Origin of the sequence: Streptomyces sp. SID8374, assembly GCF_009865135.1 — a bacterium.
GTDB lineage: Bacteria > Actinomycetota > Actinomycetes > Streptomycetales > Streptomycetaceae > Streptomyces.
In genome coordinates this window covers 3,553,359-3,572,261 of sequence record NZ_WWGH01000001.1, presented here as the reverse complement: position 1 = coordinate 3,572,261, position 18,903 = coordinate 3,553,359, and the positions used below count along the sequence as shown (strand labels likewise).

Below are 18,903 nucleotides of genomic sequence, written 5' to 3'. Positions count from 1 at the left end.
CTCCGGGAGGCCGGTACGGGTGGTGGTCATCGTTCCTCCGAAGAACGTTCTTCCGAAGAAATGGAGCGGGAGCGGTCACGGGGGGCCGCCACCGGGACCGTCGCCGTCACCCGGAACAGGCCGTCCCCGGCCGCCCCCGCCTCCAGCGACCCGCCCAGGGCCGCGAGCCGCTCCCGCAGCCCGGCCAGCCCGGAGCCGCCCTCGCTCGCGGAGGCCGCCCCCGCCCCGTCGTTCTCGACCTCCAGCACCACCGCGCCCGCCCCCGTCGTGAGCCGGATCACGCAGTGCCGGGGGTCGCCGTGGCGCAGGACGTTGGTGGCCGCCTCGCGGACCACCCAGCCGAGGGCCGCCTGGACGGCCGGGGGCGCCCCGATCCCCGCCGGGCCGTCGGCGCCCTCGACGGTGCAGGAGATCCCGGCGGCCTCCAGCACGCCCTTGGCGCCGAGCAGTTCGGTGGGCAGGTCGGCCTCGCGGTAGCCCCGTACGACATCGCGTACCTCCTGCTGGGAGGCGCGGGCGATCCGCTGGACCTCGACCATCTGGTCCACGGCCGCCGCGTTCCCGCGCTGGGCCAGCTCCACGGCCAGCTCGCTCTTCAGCGCGATCACCGCCAGGTTCCGGCCCAGCACGTCGTGCATGTCCCGGCCGAACCGCAGCCGCTCCTCCGCCACCGCGAGCCGGGCCTGCATGTCCCGCGCCTCCTCGGCCTGCCACATCACGGTCAGGCTCCAGGCGCTCGGCCGGCCCGATAGGAGCACCAGCAGGGAGACGACGAGCAGCGAGAAGGCCGCCCCGAACAGCAGCCGCCCGGGCACCCCGACGGCCGCCAGCAGCGCCACCACCGCCACCGCGTAGGCAGCGCAGAGGAGCAGGTACTTCCGGACGGGGACGATCAGCACGTACGGCGTCGCGAACGCCAGCGGCAGGTCCAGCACCAGCAGGCTCAGCCCCGCGTCCTCGACACCGCCCACCGCCGCGAGGGCCACCAGCAGGCCGGTCAGCACCGCCAGCAGCACGGCGGGGAGCCGCAGCCGCCGCAGCGGGAAGGACTCCACACCCCGGTAGTGGGCGAAGGCGGGGGCCACGTTGCGGTTGCTCAGCAGGCACTGGGCGGCGTTCACCACGAGGAACGCCACCGCCAGGGAGACCGCCACCGCGCCTTCGCCGAAGGCCCCGACGAGCGGCAGCAGGCCCCAGGTGACGAGGAAGACCCACGGGAGCGCGCAGAGCGTGACCCGGGTGTAGAGGTCGATGCGCTGGAGCTTGGTGCGCTCGTGCCACCCGCGCCGCCAGCCCCGTACCCGACCGATCACCTCGTCCAGCTCCTTCATGCCGTCCCCCGTGGCCCTGACCGCCGGGCCCACGTCGTCCCGTGGCCCTGACCGCCGGGCCGTCGTCAGCCCCGCGGGTCCCAGCGGAACCACCGCTGCACAGCAAACACCGCGAACGCGGTCCAGGCCAGCGCCGCCACGGCGGCCGTGAGCAGGTCGCCGCCCTCCACACCGCCGAGCCAGCCGTGCCGGACGAGGGTCATCACGCCGGTCAGCGGCAGCAGTTCGAAGACCGAGGCCAGGCCGTCCGGGAAGACCTCCAGCGGGACGAAGATCCCGGAGGCGAAGAGCGAGACGAAGAACAGCGGCAACGTGGTGAGCTGCGAGGTCTGGACCGTCCGGGTCACCGCGGAGGTCGCGGCCGCCAGGCCGGACATCATCACGAGACCCACCAGCAGCCCCGCCAGGAAGATCTCGGGCCGCTTCGGCGCGCTCAGATCGAAGGCGACCGCGCCGGCCGCGACCAGCAGGACGACCTGGAGGAGCGCCAGCGCGACGGCGGGCAGCGCGTTGGCGGCCAGGATCTCGCGGTCGGTGACCTCGCCGGTGCGCAGCCGCTTGAGGACGAGCTCCTCGCGCCGGGTGACGTACCCGGTGACGAGGGTCATGTAGACGACCTGGACCAGCACGATGCCGATGCCGCCGGTGAGGGCGGCGCCCGCGATGGAGAGGCCGGTGCCGGCCAGGTCGATCTGCTGGAGCGAAGCCCGGATCGAGAAGATCATCACGACCGGCAGCACCAGGGCCACGAAGATCGCGGACCGGTTGCGGAGCAGCAGGATCAGCTCGGCGCGGGCGAGGGCGGTGAGCCGCCGCGCGGAGGCGGTGGCCTTCGAGGGGGATGGGCGGGGGTCCGTGAGGACGGTCGTGGTCGTCATGCCGTCACCTTCTTCTTCGCAGCGTCCATGGGCTTGCTCCCCGCCCGGCGCGGGTCCTCCGCCCGGGAGCGCAGCTGGGTGTTCGCGATCTGGAGGAACGCCTCCTCCAGGGAGGCGGAACGGGCGTCCAGCCCGAGCAGCCGCACGCCCGACTCCCGGGCCCAGCCCAGCAGTTCGTGCAGCGACTCCTGGAGTTCGGCGGTGCGGATCTCCACCCGCTGCCCCTCCGCCGCCGCCCGCAGCGAGAGCGGAAGATGCCCCGCCGGTACGCCGTCGGGCAGCGTGAACCGGATCCTGGCGGGCTGCGACGCGGTGACCTCGGCGGTCGTCCCGGCCGTCACGATCTGCCCCTGGTGCATGATCGCCAGCCGGTCCGCGAGCGCCTCGGCCTCCTCCAGGTAGTGCGTGGTCAGCAGTACGGTCGTGCCGCCGTCCCGGAGCGCCCGGATCAGCTCCCAGGTGTCCCGCCGCCCCTCCGCGTCCAGCCCCGTCGTCGGCTCGTCCAGGAAGAGCACCTCGGGCCGCGAGGTCAGGGCCAGCGCCAGGTCCAGGCGCCGCTTCTCCCCGCCGGAGAGCTGCTTGACCCGCACCCCGGTCCGGCTGGTGAGGCCCACCATCTCCAGGGCCTCGGCGGCGGGCCGGGCGCCGGTGGTGCACGCCGACCACATCCGCGCGGTCTCCAGCACGGTGAGGTCGGAGGGGAAGCCGCCCTCCTGGAGCATCACCCCGGTCCGGGGCCGGACGGCGGCGCGTTCGCGGTACGGGTCGTGGCCGAGGACCTTGATGGTCCCGGAGGTCGGGAGCGCCAGCCCTTCGAGGAGCTCCACGGTGGAGGTCTTGCCCGCACCGTTCGTCCCGAGCAGGGCGAACAGCTCACCGCGGGCCACGGAGAAGGAGACCCCGGAAACGGCCTCGAAGCCGTCCTTGTAGCTGCGGCGGACCCCGTCCGCCGCGATCACCGTCTCCGCGTCTGCCGTGCCACCGGTCGTTCGGTCGCTGAGAAAGTCGTCGCTGGTCATGCTTCAAGGTTTCCGCCGCAGCGGGCCCGCGAGCAGTGCGCGCTGTCATCACTGCTCATGACAAACGTCATGGGGAGGGTGCGGGAACGACAGAGGCCCTGACCGGAATCGGTCAGGGCCTCTGTCTCTGTGGAGCGGACGACCAGGTTCGAACTGGCGACCTCAACCTTGGCAAGGTTGCGCTCTACCAACTGAGCTACGTCCGCAGTGCAGCCACTCGGCTTTCACCGGTGGAGCGAGCACTACTCTACCTGATCCAACGGAGTGGTCCGAAGAGTTGTGCAGAGCGGGTGACAGGAATTGCACACTGCGCCTTCCCCCTGGAAGGGGGATGTTCTACTACTGAACTACACCCGCACGCGGCTCGGGATCCGGCCTTTCGGCCTCGCCCCTCGGCGTGCTCCAGACTCTAGCCGACCTGCGGGGGTGTCGCGCAAGTCGGCTCCCGGCGGGTCCCCCGGAGCGGGGTGCCGACCGGCTCCCCGGACCCCGGCCCCGCCCCTGCGCCCCCCGCCCGCAACCCGCCTGACGGAGCGTCCGCCGCCGGGAGCATCCGCCTTCCGGAGCGTCCGCCGACGGGGCCGGAGCCCCGGGGGCCCGCTCCTCAGTCGGCGGCGTTGAACGCCTCGTACACCTTCTTCGGGATCCGGCCGCGGGCCGGCACCTCCATCCGGTGCGAGCGGGCCCAGGCGCGGACGGCCGCGGGGTCCGGGGCGAGGGAGGTGTGGTGGTACGTCGCGGGGGTCCTGCCGTGCTTACTGGCATTTGTCTGCTTTCGGCCGGCCGCCACGTAAGGGGCCAGGGCCTTCCGCAGTTTCTTCGCGTTGGCGGGATTGAGGTCGATCTCGTACGTCTTCCCGTCCAGGGCGAAGGTGACCGTTTCCGCCGCTGTTCCCCCGTCGATGTCGTCGGAGAGCGTAACCACTACGCGCTGGGCCACGGATATCGGTCCTTTCCTACGGCGTCGGCGCGTCGTGCGTGCGCCGGTGGGCCGGCCTTCCGGCTGTTAGGCGGATACGGATCGACTGATGTCGAGTGTTCCGGTGTTCCCGGGGCAATGCTGCTTTCCCCGGTAATCATTTGTACAGCGGTGGACACCGCATTGTGAAGCCCAGCCAATTACATCCGCGTGTCCGTGCGCAATCCGGCGCATGATTTTTTTCCCAGGACTTTTCCCGCATGTTGTCGCGGCCGATATCCCGGCGTGATCTGCGCGGAACCCCCACCCTCTCCCCGCCTCGTCCGTTCCGTCCCATATCTACCCGCGTAGAATTTTCGGCCAGGTACGCTGAGTGGACCCGCGGGGGTCTGGGGAACCCCCCGGAGAGACAGCCGCACCACACCACCACACCGGGAGTGCCAGTGGCACGCGTCGTAGTCGACGTCATGCTCAAGCCGGAGATCCTCGACCCGCAGGGACAGGCGGTGCAGCGTGCGCTGCCCCGTCTCGGCTTTGAGGGAATCGCGGACGTTCGTCAGGGAAAGCGTTTCGAGCTGGAGGTCGAGGGGCCGGTGGACGACGCCGCCCTCGCCCGTATTAACGAGATGGCCGAGACCTTCCTCGCCAACACCGTCATCGAGGACTTCACCGTGAAGGTGGAGGAGGAGAAGTGACCACCCGTATCGGCGTCGTCACTTTTCCCGGCACCCTCGACGATCAGGACGCTCTGCGGGCCGTCCGGATCGCGGGCGCGGAGCCCGTATCCCTCTGGCACCGCGACAAGGACCTGCACCAGGTCGACGCGGTCGTCCTGGCCGGCGGTTTCTCCTACGGGGACTACCTGCGGGCCGGCGCGATCTCGCGGTTCTCGCCGGTGATGGAGCCGCTCATCGAGCAGGCGAAGGCCGGTATGCCGGTCCTCGGCATCTGCAACGGCTTCCAGATCCTGACCGAGGCGCACCTGCTGCCCGGCGCGATGCTGCGCAACAACCACCTCCACTTCATCTGCCGCGACCAGAGCCTGCGGGTGGAGAACGCGGAGACCGCCTGGACCTCGGACTACAGCGCCGGCCAGGAGATCAAGGTCCCGCTCAAGAACATGGACGGCCGGTACACCGCCGACGAGCACACCCTCGACGAGCTGGAGGCCGAGGGCCGCGTCGCCTTCCGCTACCTGGACGGCAACCCCAACGGCTCGCTCCGTGACATCGCGGGCATCACCAACGCGGCGGGCAACATCGTCGGCCTGATGCCGCACCCGGAGCACGCCGTGGAGCCGCTCATCGGCACCGGCCGCACCGACGGCCTCGGTTTCTTCACCTCGATCATCAAGAAGCTGGTCAACGCATGAGCCTGGATACGGTCAAGCACGCGGCCGAGACCCCGGACGCCGAGCAGCCCTGGAAGGAGCTCGGCCTCAAGGAGGACGAGTACGCCCGGATCCGCGAGATCCTGGGCCGCCGTCCCACCGGCGCCGAGCTCGCCATGTACTCGGTGATGTGGTCGGAGCACTGCTCGTACAAGAGCAGCAAGGTCCACCTCAAGCAGTTCGGCGAGAAGGTCCCCGCCAACGACGCGATGCTCGTCGGCATCGGGGAGAACGCGGGCGTCGTCGACGTCGGCCAGGGGTACGCGGTCACCTTCAAGGTCGAGTCGCACAACCACCCCTCGTACATCGAGCCCTACCAGGGCGCGGCCACCGGCATCGGCGGCATCGTCCGCGACATCCTCGCGATGGGCGCCCGCCCGATCGCGGTCGTCGACCCGCTGCGCTTCGGCGCGGCCGACCACCCCGACACCAAGCGCGTCCTGCCGGGCGTCGTCGCGGGCATCGGCGGCTACGGCAACTGCCTGGGCCTGCCCAACATCGGCGGCGAGGTCGTCTTCGACGCCTGCTACCAGGGCAACCCGCTGGTCAACGCCGGCTGCATCGGCGTGATGAAGCACGAGGACATCCACCTCGCGCAGGCTTCCGGCCCCGGCAACAAGGTCATCCTGTACGGCGCCCGCACCGGCGGCGACGGCATCGGCGGCGTCTCCGTGCTGGCGAGCGAGACCTTCGAGTCGACCGGCCCGGCCAAGCGCCCGGCCGTCCAGGTCGGCGACCCGTTCCAGGAGAAGCTCCTCATCGAGTGCACCCTGGAGATCTTCAAGGAGAAGCTCGTCGCGGGCATCCAGGACCTCGGCGGCGCCGGGCTCTCCTGCGCCACCAGCGAGCTGGCCTCCGCCGGTTCCGGCGGTATGCGCGTCGAGTTGGACACCGTGCCGCTGCGCGACTCCTCGCTCTCGCCCGAGGAGATCCTCATGAGCGAGTCGCAGGAGCGCATGTGCGCGATCGTCGAGCCGCGGCACGTGGACCGCTTCCTGGAGATCTGCGAGAAGTGGGACGTCATCGCCACCGTCATCGGTGAGGTGACCGACGGCTCCCAGCTGGAGATCTTCTGGCACGGCGAGCAGATCGTGGACGTACCCCCGCGCTCCGTCGCCCACGACGGCCCGGTCTACCACCGCCCGTTCGCCCGCCCGTCCTGGCAGGACGCGCTCCAGGCGGACGACGCCGGAAAGCTCGCCCGCCCGGCGAACGCGGCCGAGCTGCGCGAGCAGGTCCTCAAGCTGGTCGCCTCCCCGAACCAGGCCTCCAAGGCGTGGATCACCGACCAGTACGACCGCTTCGTGCAGGGCAACACCGTGCTGGCGATGCCCGAGGACGCGGGCATGGTCCGCATCGACGCCGACTCCAACCTGGGCGTGGCCATGGCGACCGACGGCAACGGCCGGTACGCCAAGCTGGACCCGTACACCGGCGCGCAGCTCGCGCTGGCGGAGTCGTACCGCAACGTCGCCGCCTCCGGCGCCAAGCCGCTCGCCATCTCGGACTGCCTCAACTTCGGCTCCCCCGAGGACCCGGACGTCATGTGGCAGTTCGCCGAGGCCACCCGTGGTCTCGCGGACGGCTGCCTGGAGCTGGGCACCCCGGTCACCGGCGGCAACGTCTCGCTCTACAACCAGACCGGTGAGACGGCGATCCACCCGACGCCGGTCGTGGCCGTGCTCGGTGTGATCGACGACGTCACCCGGCGTACGCCGGTCGCGTTCGCGGAAGAGGGCCAGCTCCTCTACCTGCTGGGCGACACGGCCGAGGAGTTCGGCGGCTCGGCGTGGTCCGAGGTCGTCCACAACCACCTCGGCGGCCTGCCGCCCAAGGTGGACCTCGGCCGCGAGAAGCTGCTCGCCGAGATCCTCATCTCCGCCTCGCGCGACGGCATGATCGACGCCGCGCACGACCTGAGCGACGGCGGCCTGATCCAGGCGGTCACCGAGTCCTGCCTGCGCGGCGGGAAGGGTGCCCGGCTGGTCGTGCCGGACGGCCTGGACACGTTCACGTTCCTCTTCTCCGAGTCGGCGGGGCGCGCGGTCGTCGCGGTCCCGCGCAGCGAGGAGCTCCGCTTCAACGACATGTGCGGGGCGCGCGGTCTGCCCGTCGCCCGCATCGGTGTCGTGGACGGCGAAGAGATCGAGATCCAGGGCGAGTTCAGCATCCCGCTGAGCGAGCTCCGTACGGCACACGAGGCGACGATCCCGGCGCTGCTCGCCTGAGCCGCGCGCCGACCGGCGTTTTCCGAAGCCCCCGACCGGGTCATCCGGGCGGGGGCTTCGGCCTTTCCCCACAGCTGTTGTCAAGAATTACGTAATTACGTAAGGTTGGTGTCATGGAGCTGGAGCTGGAGCAGCGGGTCGCCGAGCTGGAGCGGCGGCTCACGGCGCTGGAGCGGCAGGACCGCGAGTCCCCCCGCCTGGGCGACGGCGACTTCTGGGCGCTGAACGGGCTGAAACAGCAGCTCGCCGACGTCGGGGAGACAGCCGCCGACGGGGGAGTGCTCTTCACCGGAGCGGTCCGGCTGCCCACCGGCGAGAGTTACGAGTGGCAGTACGGCGCCCTCACCGGCGCTCTCCTCGAAGAGGCGGGCGAGGACGGTGACGACCCGTCGGCCACGGCGGACTCGCTCGCCGCCCTCGGCCACCCGGTACGGCTGCGCCTGCTCCGCGAGATCCTCGGCGGCCGCCGTACCGCCGCCGAACTGGCCGCACTCGACGCGGTCGGCACCACCGGCCAGATCTACCACCACCTGCGCCAGCTGACCGGCACGGGCTGGCTGCACACGACCGGCCGCGGCCGGTACGAGGTGCCGGCCGCCCGGGTGGTGCCGCTGCTGGTGGTGCTGACGGCGGCGCGGCCCTAGAACCAACGCGAAAAGCAGCGACAAACAAGGGGAGACATGTCCGTCCGCACCGTCCTCGCGACCGCCCTGCGGCTGTCCTGGCTGGTCCTGATCGCGCTGGTGATCAGCGAGTTCGTCACGGATCTGCCCGGACCCGGGTGGGCGACCACCCTGCTGCCCGCCGGGGTCGTCCTCGTCCTCATGGCGGCCGTGATGACCCTCCAGGCCCGGGCCGCCGCACCCCGGGGCGAGCCGCGCGGCCCGGTCGAGGTGGCCCCACCGGTGAGCGGCCGCTGGACGGCCCTGAACAGCCCGGCGGACAAGGTGCCGAGCCACGGGACGCACATCTACGGGCAGACGTACGCGATCGACATCGTGGCCGAGCGGGAGGACGAGGGCGGTGGCGAGGGCGGTGAGGCCCAGGCCCGCCCCGCGTTCCGGTGGCTCTGGCCGGTCGTCCGCCGCAACCGCGACTTCCCGGCCTTCGGCGCCCCGCTGCTCGCCGTGGCGGATGCCACCGTCGTCCGGGTGAGCGACGGCCAGCGCGACCACCTGAGCCGCAACTCGCTGCCCGCGCTCGCCTATCTGATGCTCATCGAGGGGAACGTGCGGTCGGTCCTGGGCGTCCACCGGGTCCTCGGCAACCACGTGATCCTGGACCTCGGCGACGGTACGTACGCGGCCTACGCGCACATCCGGCGCGGCTCGCTCCAGGTGAAGGCCGGGGACACCGTCCGGGCCGGGCAGGAGATCGCCCGCGTCGGGAACTCCGGCAACACCACCGAACCCCACCTCCACTTCCACCTGATGGACGGCCCGGACCCCGATGACGCCCGGGGCGTTCCGTTCACCTGGCGGGGCGTCGGAGTCCCGGCAGGCGGCGAGACGTTCACCGTGGGGGAGCGGGCCGAGCAGGTCCGGCCGGGCGATGTCGGTGGAGCCGGTTAGTCTCGCCCCCATGCCCCCGGCCAAGAAGCGCCCCCGCGCCTACGACCACCTCAGGACCCGGACGGCGGTCCTGGCCCAGTTCGGCCATGTCCGCGACGCCGTAGTGACGTTGACGCCCGAGCAGCTCGCCCGGCCGACCCGGCTCGGCGACTGGACGGTGCGCGAGCTGGCCGCCCATGTGGCGATGGTCCTCGGCAGCGTGAGCCGGTCCCTGGCCCTGCCGGAGCCGCCCGGGCCCAAGCCCGGGCTCACGCTCCTTCAGTGGCCGCCCGCCACCGCCGCGTACGCCGCCCGGATCGCCGAGGACGTCGAGGAGCTGGCGACCGGCCGCCCCGACCTGGCCACGCTGTACGAGGAGGTGGAGGCGGGCTTCCTCGCGGACGTCCCGGCCTCCGGCACGGGGGAGCGGCTGCTGCCCACCCGGGTCGGCTCCATGCGGCTGGCCGACTTCCTGGTGACCCGGACCGTCGAGTTGACCGTCCACACGGACGACCTGAACGAGGCGCTCGGCCTGGAGATCCCGTACGACCGCCAGGCGCTGGCCGCCTGCACCCGGCTGCTGGCGGACACCCTCGCGGACCGGGCGCCCGGCGGTTCGGTGGAGGTGCGCGTCCCGCCGTTCGCCGTGGTGCAGTGCATCGGCGGCCCCAAGCACACCCGGGGCACCCCGCCCAACGTCGTGGAGACCGCTCCGCTGACCTGGCTCCGCCTCGCCACCGGACGTACGGAATGGGCGCGGGCCTTGGAGAACGCCGAGGTAAGCGCCAGTGGCGAGCGGGCCGATCTGGCGGAGCTGCTGCCCCTGATGGGCTGACGCGCCCCCGGCGACGGAACCGGATCGGGGGCCCGTCCCGTCCCATCGCCATGCACACACAACGTATGGCAGTCAGCGTCAGCGTCCTGGCCCTCCTCACCCTCGCCGCCTGCGGTACGGAGTCGGGTTCCGGCTCCGGCGGCGACGGCGGCGACACCGTGCAGAGCGATGTGCCCGTCACGGGGGTGGCGTGGAGCGTCGACTCCATGACCGTCGGCGGGAAGAAGACCGAGGCCCCGGAGGGCTCCCGGCTGGAGATCGACCCGAAGGGCCGGGCCAAGGCCGACTTCGGGTGCAACCACATCGGCGCGGACGCCCGGGTCGAGGGCGACCGGATCACCTTCGGCAAGGCCGTCTCCACGCAGATGGCGTGCGACGAGGACATCGAGAAGGCCGAGAAGGCCGCCCTCGCGGTGATGGACGGCGAGCTCACCGCGAAGCTCTCCGGCGAGAAGCTGACCCTCACCACCGAGGGCGGCGACACCATCGCGCTCAGCGAGGAGAAGGCGGCCGACCTGGTGGGCACCCGGTGGGCGGTGAACACCCTGCTCAGCGGTGAGACGGCGACCTCCGTGCCCGCCGACCTCCCCGAGGACCGGGTGCCCCACCTGACCTTCGGCGAGGACGGCACCGTGCACGGCAACTCCGGCTGCAACTCCTTCCACGGCACGGCCGAGGTCAAGGGCTCCGCGATCACCTTCGGCCCGCCGGCCGGTACCCGGAAGATGTGCCCGGAGGCCGAGATGAAGGTGGAGCGCGCGGTCCTCGCGGCCCTGGACGGCCCGGCGACGTACACGATCAAGGGCTCCACGCTCACCGTCACCTCCAAGGACGGCAAGGGCCTCGGCGCCACGGCCACCCCGGCGAAGACCGGGGGCACCCAGGAAGCGACGACCGGGGGCGGCCAGGAACACGGCTGAGGCCGGCTCCCCGGTGTGAGGCTCACCACGAAACGAGCGTTCGGCCAGTGGCCGGGGCGGGCTCGGGGCGGGTTCACCGAGCGCCACGGCCGGACGGTCGCGGCCCACCGTTCCTACCGGTCGGTAACCGGCCTCCCGGCCCGTCAGTGAGCCCCGCGCCCGCACCTCGGGGCCCGTGACGCCCGCCCTGCGGTCACTCACCGTGACCGTCCGAAGTCCCGCGAATCGCCCGCCCGGTCCGGCGCGCGCACCCGTTCCCCGTGATCCGCACCGGCTTTGCCGACCGGTCCCCAATTCGGACCAGTGGTCGATCTCGCCTACACTCGGTGCCGTGCCCCGTGGTGATGGACGACTCAACCACGACCTGCTCCCCGGAGAGAAAGGCCCCCAGGACGCTTGTGGCGTCTTCGGTGTCTGGGCTCCGGGTGAAGAGGTCGCCAAGCTCACCTATTTCGGACTGTATGCCCTGCAGCACCGCGGACAGGAATCCGCGGGCATCGCAGTGAGCAACGGGTCCCAGATCCTGGTCTTCAAGGACATGGGACTGGTCTCGCAGGTCTTCGACGAAACGTCTCTGGGTTCCCTCCAGGGCCATATCGCGGTCGGTCATGCCCGCTACTCCACCACCGGTGCCTCGGTGTGGGAGAACGCGCAGCCGACGTTCCGTGCCACCGCGCACGGCTCGATCGCCCTCGGCCACAACGGGAACCTGGTCAACACGGCCCAGCTCGCGGAGATGGTCGCCGACCTCCCCCGCAAGGACGGCCGCGCCACCCAGGTCGCCGCGACCAACGACACCGACCTGGTCACCGCGCTGCTCGCCGGGCAGCGCGACGAGGACGACAAGCCGCTGACCATCGAGGAAGCCGCCGCCAAGGTGCTCCCCGACGTCAAGGGCGCGTTCTCGCTCGTCTTCATGGACGAGCACACCCTCTACGCCGCCCGTGACCCGCAGGGCATCCGCCCGCTGGTGCTCGGCCGCCTGGAGCGCGGCTGGGTGGTCGCCTCCGAGTCCGCCGCCCTCGACATCTGCGGCGCCAGCTACGTACGCGAGATCGAGCCGGGCGAGCTCGTCGCCATCGACGAGAACGGTCTGCGCACCTCCCGCTTCGCAGAAGCGAAGCCCAAGGGCTGTGTCTTCGAGTACGTCTACCTGGCCCGTCCCGACACCGACATCGCCGGCCGGAACGTCTACCTCTCCCGGGTGGAGATGGGCCGCAAGCTGGCCGCCGAAGCCCCCGTCGAGGCCGATCTGGTCATAGCGACCCCGGAATCCGGCACCCCCGCCGCGATCGGGTACGCGGAGGCCAGCGGCATCCCGTTCGGCGCCGGACTGGTGAAGAACGCCTACGTCGGCCGGACCTTCATCCAGCCCTCGCAGACCATCCGCCAGCTCGGTATCCGGCTCAAGCTGAACCCGCTGAAGGAAGTCATCAAGGGCAAGCGCCTGGTGGTCGTCGACGACTCGATCGTCCGCGGCAACACCCAGCGCGCCCTGGTCCGGATGCTCCGCGAGGCCGGGGCCGCCGAGATCCACATCCGGATCTCCTCGCCGCCGGTGAAGTGGCCCTGCTTCTTCGGGATCGACTTCGCCACCCGCGCCGAGCTGATCGCCAACGGCATGACCGTGGACGAGATCTGCACCTCGATGGGGGCCGACTCCCTCTCGTACATCTCGATCGACTCCATGATCGAGGCGACCACGATCGACAAGCCCAACCTGTGCCGCGCCTGCTTCGACGGTGAGTACCCCATGGACCTCCCGGACCCGGAGCTGCTCGGCAAGCAGCTGCTGGAGACCGAGCTGGCGGCAGGACCCGCGGCCACCGCCGCGGCCGACGCGCTGCGCCGTCCGTGACCCGGACGCGCCGCCGCCCCTCCCACCAGCCCCGTATCTCCACACGAAAGATCCCAGGCCATGTCTGAGACAACAGGTGCCTCCTACGCGGCGGCCGGCGTCGACATCGAAGCCGGTGACCGTGCCGTCGAGTTGATGAAGGAGTGGGTGAAGAAGACGCAGCGCCCCGAGGTCGCGGGCCTCGGCGGGCTCGGCGGTTTCGCCGGCCTCTTCGACGCCTCGGCGCTCAAGCGCTACGAGCGTCCGCTGCTCGCCTCCGCCACCGACGGTGTCGGGACCAAGGTGGACCTGGCGCGTCAGATGGGCGTGTACGACACCATCGGCCACGACCTCGTCGGCATGGTCGTGGACGACCTCGTCGTCTGCGGTGCCGAGCCGCTCTTCATGACCGACTACATCTGCGTCGGCAAGGTGCACCCCGAGCGTGTCGCGGCGATCGTGAAGGGCATCGCCGAGGGCTGCGTCCTCGCGGGCTGCGCCCTGGTCGGCGGCGAGACCGCCGAGCACCCGGGTCTGCTGGGCCCGGACGACTTCGACGTCGCCGGCGCCGGTACGGGCGTGGTCGAGGCCGACCGGCTGCTCGGCCCGGACCGTATCCGCAAGGGTGACGCCGTCATCGCGATGGCGTCCTCCGGTCTTCACTCGAACGGGTACTCGCTCGTCCGCCACGTGGTCTTCGACCGGGCCGGCTGGACGCTGGACCGCGAGGTCGAGGAGTTCGGCCGGACGCTCGGCGAGGAGCTGCTGGAGCCGACCCGGATCTACTCGCTGGACTGCCTGGCGCTCACCCGGACGACCGAGGTGCACGGCTTCAGCCACGTCACCGGCGGCGGCCTGGCGAACAACCTGGCCCGGGTCATCCCGGACGGGCTGCACGCCACCGTGGACCGCTCCACCTGGACGCCGGGCGCGGTCTTCGACCTCGTCGGCAAGGCCGGTCAGGTGGAGCAGCTGGAGCTGGAGAAGACGCTGAACATGGGCGTCGGCATGATCGCGATCGTCCCGGCCGACTCGGTGGACGCCGCGCTGACGACCCTGGCCGACCGCGGGGTCGACTCCTGGGTCGCCGGTGAGATCACCGACCGCGGCGACCACACCACGGGCGCCGAGCTGACGGGCAGCTACGCACGCTGAGCAGTCGTACGCCGGTGGGTGCGCCGGGCGGGAAGCCCGGCGCACCGCACCCCTCAGGAGCCGCTCCGGACCGGATCAGGACACACAGAACCCGGCCCGGGGCAGGCCCGGACCGGGTTGATGTGTCAGCGCGAGGTCAAGCGCCGCGGCGCTGTGACGACGGACCGGACTGATCGTCCTGATCCTCGTCATCGTCCTTGTTGTAGCGATCCGCGTACTGTGCGTACGGGTCATCTTCCTCGTCGTCGTCCTCGAACGGCTCGGCGTTCGGTGGCTGACTCGAAGGCGATGCGCCCAGCTCATTGGCCAGACGCGACAGGTCCGTCCCGCCGCTGCTGTACTTCAGCTGGCGGGCGACCTTGGTCTGCTTGGCCTTTGCCCGGCCGCGCCCCATGGCTCGACCCCCTCGGTGACGGGGCTCGACGGCCCCAGAGTCTTGACACGCGTTCATGTTTCAGGACGGACTCTCGACAGAGAGACCGCGCCCGTAGGGCTTTAACGGTACCTGCTTCCAAGGCCATACGGTACGCCGCCCGCGTCTTGCGCCCCGGTGCAGGGCCAGTGAGGAGCCCCGTCCCCGCTGGTCAACTGCGATTTTAACCTCTTCTGTACGCACGACCCGCCGACCGGCGTGAGTCTTGTCTCCCACCGGCCCGCGGGTCGTACGTGTGCGCGTCAGCGGCCGCGCGCCTCGGCCATCCGCTGCTCGGCGATCCGGTCGGCCGCCGCGGCGGGCGGAATGCCGTCCGCCTTCGCACGTGCGAATATTTCCAGCGTGGTGTCGAAGATCTTCGCCGCCTTCGCCTTGCACCGGTCGAAGTCGAACCCGTTGAGCTCGTCGGCGACCTGGATCACGCCACCGGCGTTGACCACGTAGTCGGGGGCGTAGAGAACCGACCGGTCGGCCAGGTCCTTCTCGACGCCCGGGTGGGCCAGCTGGTTGTTGGCCGCGCCGCAGACCACCTTCGCGGTGAGGACCGGGACGGTCTCGTCGTTCAGCGCGCCGCCGAGCGCACAGGGCGCGTAGATGTCGAGGCCCTCGGTGCGGATCAGCGCCTCGGTGCCGGCCGCCACGGTGACCTCGGGGTGCAGATCGGTGATGCGGCGCACCGACTCCTCGCGGACGTCGGTGATCACGACCTCGGCCCCGTCGGAGAGCAGGTGTTCGACGAGGTGGTGGCCCACCTTGCCGACCCCGGCGACGCCGACCTTGCGGCCGCGCAGCGTCGGGTCGCCCCACAGGTGCTGGGCCGAGGCCCGCATGCCCTGGAAGACACCGAAGGCGGTGAGGACGGAGGAGTCGCCGGCGCCGCCGTTCTCGGGGGAGCGGCCGGTGGTCCAGCGGCACTCCCGGGCGACGATGTCCATGTCGGCGACGTAGGTGCCGACGTCGCAGGCGGTGACGTAGCGCCCGCCGAGCGAGGCGACGAACCGGCCGTAGGCCAGGAGGAGTTCAGTTTTTTGCGAGGCCTCGATCTTCTCCGGGTCGCCGATGATGACGGCCTTGCCGCCGCCGTGGTCGAGTCCGGCCAGGGCGTTCTTGTACGACATCCCGCGCGAGAGGTTCAGCGCGTCGGCGAGGGCCTCGGCCTCGGTGGCGTACGGGTAGAAGCGGGTGCCGCCGAGGCCGGGGCCGAGGGCGGTGTTGTGGAGGGCGATGACGGCCTTGAGGCCGGTGGCACGGTCCTGGCAGATCACGACTTGCTCGTGACCCCCCTGATCCGAGTGGAACAGGGTGTGCAGGACGCCGTCAGTCACATCGGTCACTGTGGTGACTCCCAAGTACGAAGCGGCGGGAGGCCCTCCTAGGGGTGGGGAGGGCCTCCGGACCGACCGGCACGGCCGGTCCGATGGGCAAGAGCGTAAGTCCTCCGGCGGCGCGGATCTGCCCCCGTGCCGAGGATCACCCCAAGGGGGTGTACCGGCGTGGCACGATGCGCTGCATGTCGGTGGTGTCTTCAGTGCTCGTCCCTTACACGTCGTACCTCCGGGTGTACGAGCCGCTCGCCGCCTTCGCGGAGCCCGAGCGCAGTCACTGGGCCCGTTACGCCGAGCGTTCCGTGCTGCCCACGGCCCAGGACGAACTGCGCCGCTCGCTCGCCGACTTGGTGCCGGTGCCGCCGGTCGGGGTGCCCGTGCACGAGAGCGGCGACGCGTTCGTGGCGGAGCTGTACGGGGTGGTGTGCGTCTGCCCGTGGCGGACCCGGCTGCGGGGGTGGCTCGCACTGGAGGAGCTGGGGGGAATGTTTCCGGCCAACGTGCTGGACGCCCTGCTGCCCGAGGTGGTGCGGGGCCAGGCGCAGGCCGACCACGAGCGCTGGCGGCGCCGGAACCCGGACGCGCGGCCGTGGATCCGTACGACGGTGTGGCAGGTCCCGGTGCGGTGGTTCGTCCTCTTCCGGGACGAGGAGCGGGAGTACACGGCGGCGGACGGCGAGGGCGGGGAGCCGGTGCTGCGCTACCGGACGCCGATGGTGGAGGCGCGGCGCCGGCTGGCCCGGGGGCTGCGGACGCTGCGGGAGAACGTCACCGACGGGCCGCTCGTCGAGGGCCTGGTGGACGTGGGGCGCTGGCTGGAGGAGTTCCATCCGCACTCGCTGGTGGAGCTGGACTACGGGGGCCTGGTGCACGCGCTCTCCGCCGAGCAGCTGGCCGGGGACCGGTCGGCGGCGGATGTGGCCGAGGGGCTCACCGCGCTGGGGAACGGCGACAGCGAGGGCGCCGGAGCGGCGTACGCGCGGCTCGCGGAGCGGTGGCGGGCGGTCCGGGACCGCCAGTTCACCAATTGACGTGAAAAGACCCACAGCGGCATCAACGTGACGGAACCGGGGCATCCTTCATCCAGGACGGAACGGAAGGCCGATCGGGCGGGAAGGAGGAGGAGAGCGAGCCCGGCGAGGGAGCCGGCCGGATCGCCTGGGCAGGGGCCGCGAAGGGGAATTGACGGGCCGTGAACCTGCGTCCCGTGTGGCACGTGTGGTGGGTGGGGCGGCAGCGTACGCCTTCCGACCCAGGACCTACGTCCCGAACCGGGCCTTTGCCTCAAGCGTGATGGATAGCACTAACGGGGCCCTTGCGCCCATCCCTACTCCTCGTGCCAAAATAGGACAAGGAGTCCGGGGAGGGCTCCTTCCGTCCAAGTAAGGGCGGAATACTCAGCATTGCACTCTATGGGGGGTCTGACGACTCCTGATCGCTCTGTGACTGATCGTCACGGTGGTGTGACTGTCCGCTATGGCATGGTCCATCGGCTTCCGTCGCTGATGAACACCTGGGAGGGCAATTCCATCGGTTTGGCCGACGCGGCTGGACGGATGGTGTAGTTGTAGTGCCGAGGACAAGCCGTTCGTCCTATAACCGACTCGGCCCGCGTCCGCCATTTCGGGCAACGCGGGTCAAGGTGCAGAATTTAGAGGAAAGAACCGAGAAGGTTCGGTTCTCCCGAGGAGGCCGCTCATGACCGCTCGCACCCCTGATGCCGAGCCGCTGCTGACCCCGGCTGAGGTTGCCACGATGTTCCGCGTGGACCCGAAGACGGTCACCCGTTGGGCCAAGGCTGGCAAGCTCACGTCCATCCGCACGCTCGGTGGACATCGCCGGTACCGCGAGGCAGAGGTCCGCGCACTGCTTGCGGGTATTCCGCAGCAGCGCAGCGAGGCCTGACACACCCCTGTCACGCAGCTCAACAGCAGCACAGCATCACAACCGGGCAGCCGCCAGGTCCCCCAACCCCAGGCCGCCCCTGCATAGCTCCACTTCGACGGACGCCTGCCCCAACGGGCGTCATACCTGTGTACGGGTGCGTCGTTTTTGATCGCGCTGGACTCCGCCGGGTCCAGCGCGATCTTTTTATGTCCCGGGCTCCGCGGCCCTTTTCGACGTCCTGGCCCCTGGGCCGGCATCACACCACCGAGGGCTCTCGTGCCCCCGTACGCCCCTCTCACACCCTCTGCGGGGCCCCGGAACGGGTGACCGATAACCGGGTGGTCGGTCGGCTTCCGGGCCCTCTGCGGCCCGCGCTGCGCAGTGGCCGCCGTCCGTCCCGGCGCCCTTCGTGGGTCTGTGAGCGGGTCTGTGCGGGAGTGTGGGTGAGCGTCCCGGACTCGGTGGGACAGCCCCGGACGGAACGGTCCGGCCGAACGGTCGGGGCGGTGCAATTGCACATATTAAATTCGCCAGTTGTAGGACAGGCGTAAAGTACCCCGGTCTGAAAACTCTTTCGGTGACACCCGTCACACTGCCTGATGCTTGCCAACTACGAGCCTGCCACTGTCCGGACGCGGAATCATCCGGCCGATGGTCATGGAGTGGAGGGTCTTTCGTCCTCGTCCCCGGCCGGCTCGGCGGGCGCGCTCCCGGCGGCCGAAGGGCTTCCGGCGCGCTCCCGGGGCTCCTGCGGCTCGTGCGGAGGCTCCGGGGCCGCCTCCGGCCCACGGGTCTCCCTGGTGTCGCCCTCCCCGTCCCCGGGCTCCATGGCCAGGCGCAGGAGTCGGTGGCAGACCGGGCAGTGGCGGGTGAGGTGGCCGTAGCCGTAAGCGGCGGCCAGATGGGCGCGGAGCAGTGCGCGGGTCTCGTGTCGTGCTGTGGACGCGGACATACGAGCCACCTCCCGGTGAGCCCGGCCGCCTCTCGCCGAGGGAAACAGGGGCGGCCTCGTCTCTACGGGGTACCCGCGGCGGAAGGCGCCGTCAAGGGTGCGAGGGCACGTCAGGACGCGAGAAAGCCCGGATCGAGATGATCCGGGCTTTCTCCTACTGCGGTCCTGACGGGATTTGAACCCGCGGCCTCCACCTTGACAGGGTGGCGAGCACTCCAAACTGCTCCACAGGACCAGGTTTTCG

18 protein-coding genes and 3 tRNA genes are annotated in these 18,903 nt (G+C 70.8%); 11 read left to right on the top strand and 10 right to left on the bottom strand.

The genetic code is table 11. From position 1 onward, the window contains the following. Positions 1 to 26 precede the first annotated feature (26 nt). The 6 genes from GTY67_RS15595 to GTY67_RS15570 form a co-directional block, all read right to left on the bottom strand. Positions 27 to 1,331 (bottom strand): histidine kinase, encoded by a 1,305-nt coding sequence (locus tag GTY67_RS15595; protein ID WP_161279085.1) that lies wholly within the window; start codon positions 1,329 to 1,331, stop codon positions 27 to 29. Positions 1,332 to 1,396: 65 nt separating this feature from the next. Next, a complete protein-coding gene (locus GTY67_RS15590) occupies positions 1,397 to 2,209 on the bottom strand; it encodes an ABC transporter permease (protein ID WP_093693566.1) in 813 nt (270 codons plus the stop codon). Beyond that, entirely contained in the window at positions 2,206 to 3,228 is a 1,023-nt protein-coding gene (locus GTY67_RS15585) for an ABC transporter ATP-binding protein (protein ID WP_093693565.1), read from the bottom strand. The genes GTY67_RS15590 and GTY67_RS15585 overlap by 4 nt, the downstream gene beginning before the upstream one ends. A 130-nt stretch (positions 3,229 to 3,358) precedes the next feature. Next, positions 3,359 to 3,434 (bottom strand) — tRNA-Gly (locus tag GTY67_RS15580). A 79-nt stretch (positions 3,435 to 3,513) separates the two neighbouring features. Next, positions 3,514 to 3,585, bottom strand: a tRNA-Gly gene (locus GTY67_RS15575). Positions 3,586 to 3,832: 247 nt separating this feature from the next. Next, positions 3,833 to 4,168, bottom strand: a complete 336-nt coding sequence (locus tag GTY67_RS15570) for an Lsr2 family protein (RefSeq protein ID WP_093693564.1) — start codon at positions 4,166 to 4,168, stop codon at positions 3,833 to 3,835. Between the two features lie 422 nt (positions 4,169 to 4,590). Between GTY67_RS15570 and purS the strand changes: the two genes are divergently transcribed. From purS to purM, 9 genes are all read left to right on the top strand, one after another. Further along, positions 4,591 to 4,842, top strand: coding sequence for a phosphoribosylformylglycinamidine synthase subunit PurS (purS, locus tag GTY67_RS15565; RefSeq protein ID WP_015610108.1), 252 nt, complete (start codon positions 4,591 to 4,593; stop codon positions 4,840 to 4,842). Continuing rightward, positions 4,839 to 5,519 (top strand): phosphoribosylformylglycinamidine synthase subunit PurQ, encoded by a 681-nt coding sequence (purQ, locus tag GTY67_RS15560; RefSeq protein WP_018513563.1) that lies wholly within the window; start codon positions 4,839 to 4,841, stop codon positions 5,517 to 5,519. The genes purS and purQ overlap by 4 nt, the downstream gene beginning before the upstream one ends. After that, complete coding sequence (purL, locus tag GTY67_RS15555) at positions 5,516 to 7,765, top strand: phosphoribosylformylglycinamidine synthase subunit PurL (RefSeq protein ID WP_161279084.1); 2,250 nt, start codon at positions 5,516 to 5,518, stop codon at positions 7,763 to 7,765. Before purQ ends, purL begins: the two co-directional genes overlap by 4 nt. Positions 7,766 to 7,884: 119 nt before the next feature. Then, positions 7,885 to 8,409 (top strand): helix-turn-helix domain-containing protein, encoded by a 525-nt coding sequence (locus GTY67_RS15550; protein ID WP_093693562.1) that lies wholly within the window; start codon positions 7,885 to 7,887, stop codon positions 8,407 to 8,409. Positions 8,410 to 8,445: 36 nt separating this feature from the next. Then, a complete protein-coding gene (locus GTY67_RS15545; RefSeq protein WP_161279083.1) occupies positions 8,446 to 9,336 on the top strand; it encodes a M23 family metallopeptidase in 891 nt (296 codons plus the stop codon). Between the two features lie 10 nt (positions 9,337 to 9,346). Continuing rightward, positions 9,347 to 10,150, top strand: a complete 804-nt coding sequence (locus GTY67_RS15540; protein WP_093693560.1) for a maleylpyruvate isomerase family mycothiol-dependent enzyme — start codon at positions 9,347 to 9,349, stop codon at positions 10,148 to 10,150. A gap of 50 nt (positions 10,151 to 10,200) precedes the next feature. Then, positions 10,201 to 11,070 carry an META domain-containing protein gene (locus GTY67_RS15535; RefSeq protein WP_161279082.1) on the top strand — a complete coding sequence of 290 codons (870 nt, stop codon included), beginning with the start codon at positions 10,201 to 10,203 and terminating at the stop codon, positions 11,068 to 11,070. Between the two features lie 331 nt (positions 11,071 to 11,401). Further along, positions 11,402 to 12,928: an amidophosphoribosyltransferase gene (purF, locus tag GTY67_RS15530; RefSeq protein ID WP_030076797.1), complete on the top strand. Its 1,527-nt coding sequence runs from the start codon at positions 11,402 to 11,404 to the stop codon at positions 12,926 to 12,928. Between the two features lie 60 nt (positions 12,929 to 12,988). Next, positions 12,989 to 14,062: a phosphoribosylformylglycinamidine cyclo-ligase gene (gene purM / locus GTY67_RS15525; RefSeq protein ID WP_161279081.1), complete on the top strand. Its 1,074-nt coding sequence runs from the start codon at positions 12,989 to 12,991 to the stop codon at positions 14,060 to 14,062. Positions 14,063 to 14,198: 136 nt separating this feature from the next. On the opposite strand, the gene GTY67_RS15520 is transcribed toward purM, so the two are convergent. Then, complete coding sequence (locus GTY67_RS15520; RefSeq protein WP_073875479.1) at positions 14,199 to 14,456, bottom strand: DUF3073 domain-containing protein; 258 nt, start codon at positions 14,454 to 14,456, stop codon at positions 14,199 to 14,201. A gap of 281 nt (positions 14,457 to 14,737) precedes the next feature. Then, positions 14,738 to 15,829 carry a Glu/Leu/Phe/Val dehydrogenase dimerization domain-containing protein gene (locus GTY67_RS15515; RefSeq protein WP_161279080.1) on the bottom strand — a complete coding sequence of 364 codons (1,092 nt, stop codon included), beginning with the start codon at positions 15,827 to 15,829 and terminating at the stop codon, positions 14,738 to 14,740. Positions 15,830 to 16,005: 176 nt separating this feature from the next. Here GTY67_RS15515 and GTY67_RS15510 point away from each other — a divergent pair, with 176 nt between their 5' ends. After that, on the top strand, positions 16,006 to 16,851 hold the full coding sequence (locus GTY67_RS15510; protein ID WP_093693556.1) for a hypothetical protein: 846 nt from the start codon (positions 16,006 to 16,008) through the stop codon (positions 16,849 to 16,851). A gap of 667 nt (positions 16,852 to 17,518) precedes the next feature. Beyond that, the gene (gene bldC / locus GTY67_RS15505; protein ID WP_003949541.1) at positions 17,519 to 17,725 is read left to right on the top strand and encodes a developmental transcriptional regulator BldC; all 207 of its coding nucleotides are present in this window, start codon (positions 17,519 to 17,521) and stop codon (positions 17,723 to 17,725) included. Between the two features lie 637 nt (positions 17,726 to 18,362). Here bldC and GTY67_RS15500 read toward each other — a convergent pair. Together GTY67_RS15500 and GTY67_RS15495 are read right to left on the bottom strand one after the other, a co-directional pair. Next, complete coding sequence (locus GTY67_RS15500; RefSeq protein WP_161279079.1) at positions 18,363 to 18,659, bottom strand: DUF6274 family protein; 297 nt, start codon at positions 18,657 to 18,659, stop codon at positions 18,363 to 18,365. Between the two features lie 160 nt (positions 18,660 to 18,819). Continuing rightward, positions 18,820 to 18,894: transfer RNA gene (locus GTY67_RS15495), tRNA-Asp, on the bottom strand. Positions 18,895 to 18,903: the final 9 nt, after the last annotated feature.

What these genes read in the sequence shown, in the direction of transcription:
- GTY67_RS15585 (WP_093693565.1), bottom strand. Translation starts at nt 3,228, where the DNA reads ATGACCAGCGACGACTTTCTCAGCGACCGAACGACCGGTGGCACGGCA.
- GTY67_RS15520 (WP_073875479.1), bottom strand. Translation starts at nt 14,456, where the DNA reads ATGGGGCGCGGCCGGGCAAAGGCCAAGCAGACCAAGGTCGCCCGCCAG.
- GTY67_RS15540 (WP_093693560.1), top strand. Translation starts at nt 9,347, where the DNA reads ATGCCCCCGGCCAAGAAGCGCCCCCGCGCCTACGACCACCTCAGGACC.
- purL (WP_161279084.1), top strand. Translation starts at nt 5,516, where the DNA reads ATGAGCCTGGATACGGTCAAGCACGCGGCCGAGACCCCGGACGCCGAG.
- GTY67_RS15535 (WP_161279082.1), top strand. Translation starts at nt 10,201, where the DNA reads ATGCACACACAACGTATGGCAGTCAGCGTCAGCGTCCTGGCCCTCCTC.
- purM (WP_161279081.1), top strand. Translation starts at nt 12,989, where the DNA reads ATGTCTGAGACAACAGGTGCCTCCTACGCGGCGGCCGGCGTCGACATC.
- GTY67_RS15590 (WP_093693566.1), bottom strand. Translation starts at nt 2,209, where the DNA reads ATGACGACCACGACCGTCCTCACGGACCCCCGCCCATCCCCCTCGAAG.
- bldC (WP_003949541.1), top strand. Translation starts at nt 17,519, where the DNA reads ATGACCGCTCGCACCCCTGATGCCGAGCCGCTGCTGACCCCGGCTGAG.
- GTY67_RS15510 (WP_093693556.1), top strand. Translation starts at nt 16,006, where the DNA reads ATGTCGGTGGTGTCTTCAGTGCTCGTCCCTTACACGTCGTACCTCCGG.
- GTY67_RS15595 (WP_161279085.1), bottom strand. Translation starts at nt 1,331, where the DNA reads ATGAAGGAGCTGGACGAGGTGATCGGTCGGGTACGGGGCTGGCGGCGC.
- GTY67_RS15500 (WP_161279079.1), bottom strand. Translation starts at nt 18,659, where the DNA reads ATGTCCGCGTCCACAGCACGACACGAGACCCGCGCACTGCTCCGCGCC.
- GTY67_RS15545 (WP_161279083.1), top strand. Translation starts at nt 8,446, where the DNA reads ATGTCCGTCCGCACCGTCCTCGCGACCGCCCTGCGGCTGTCCTGGCTG.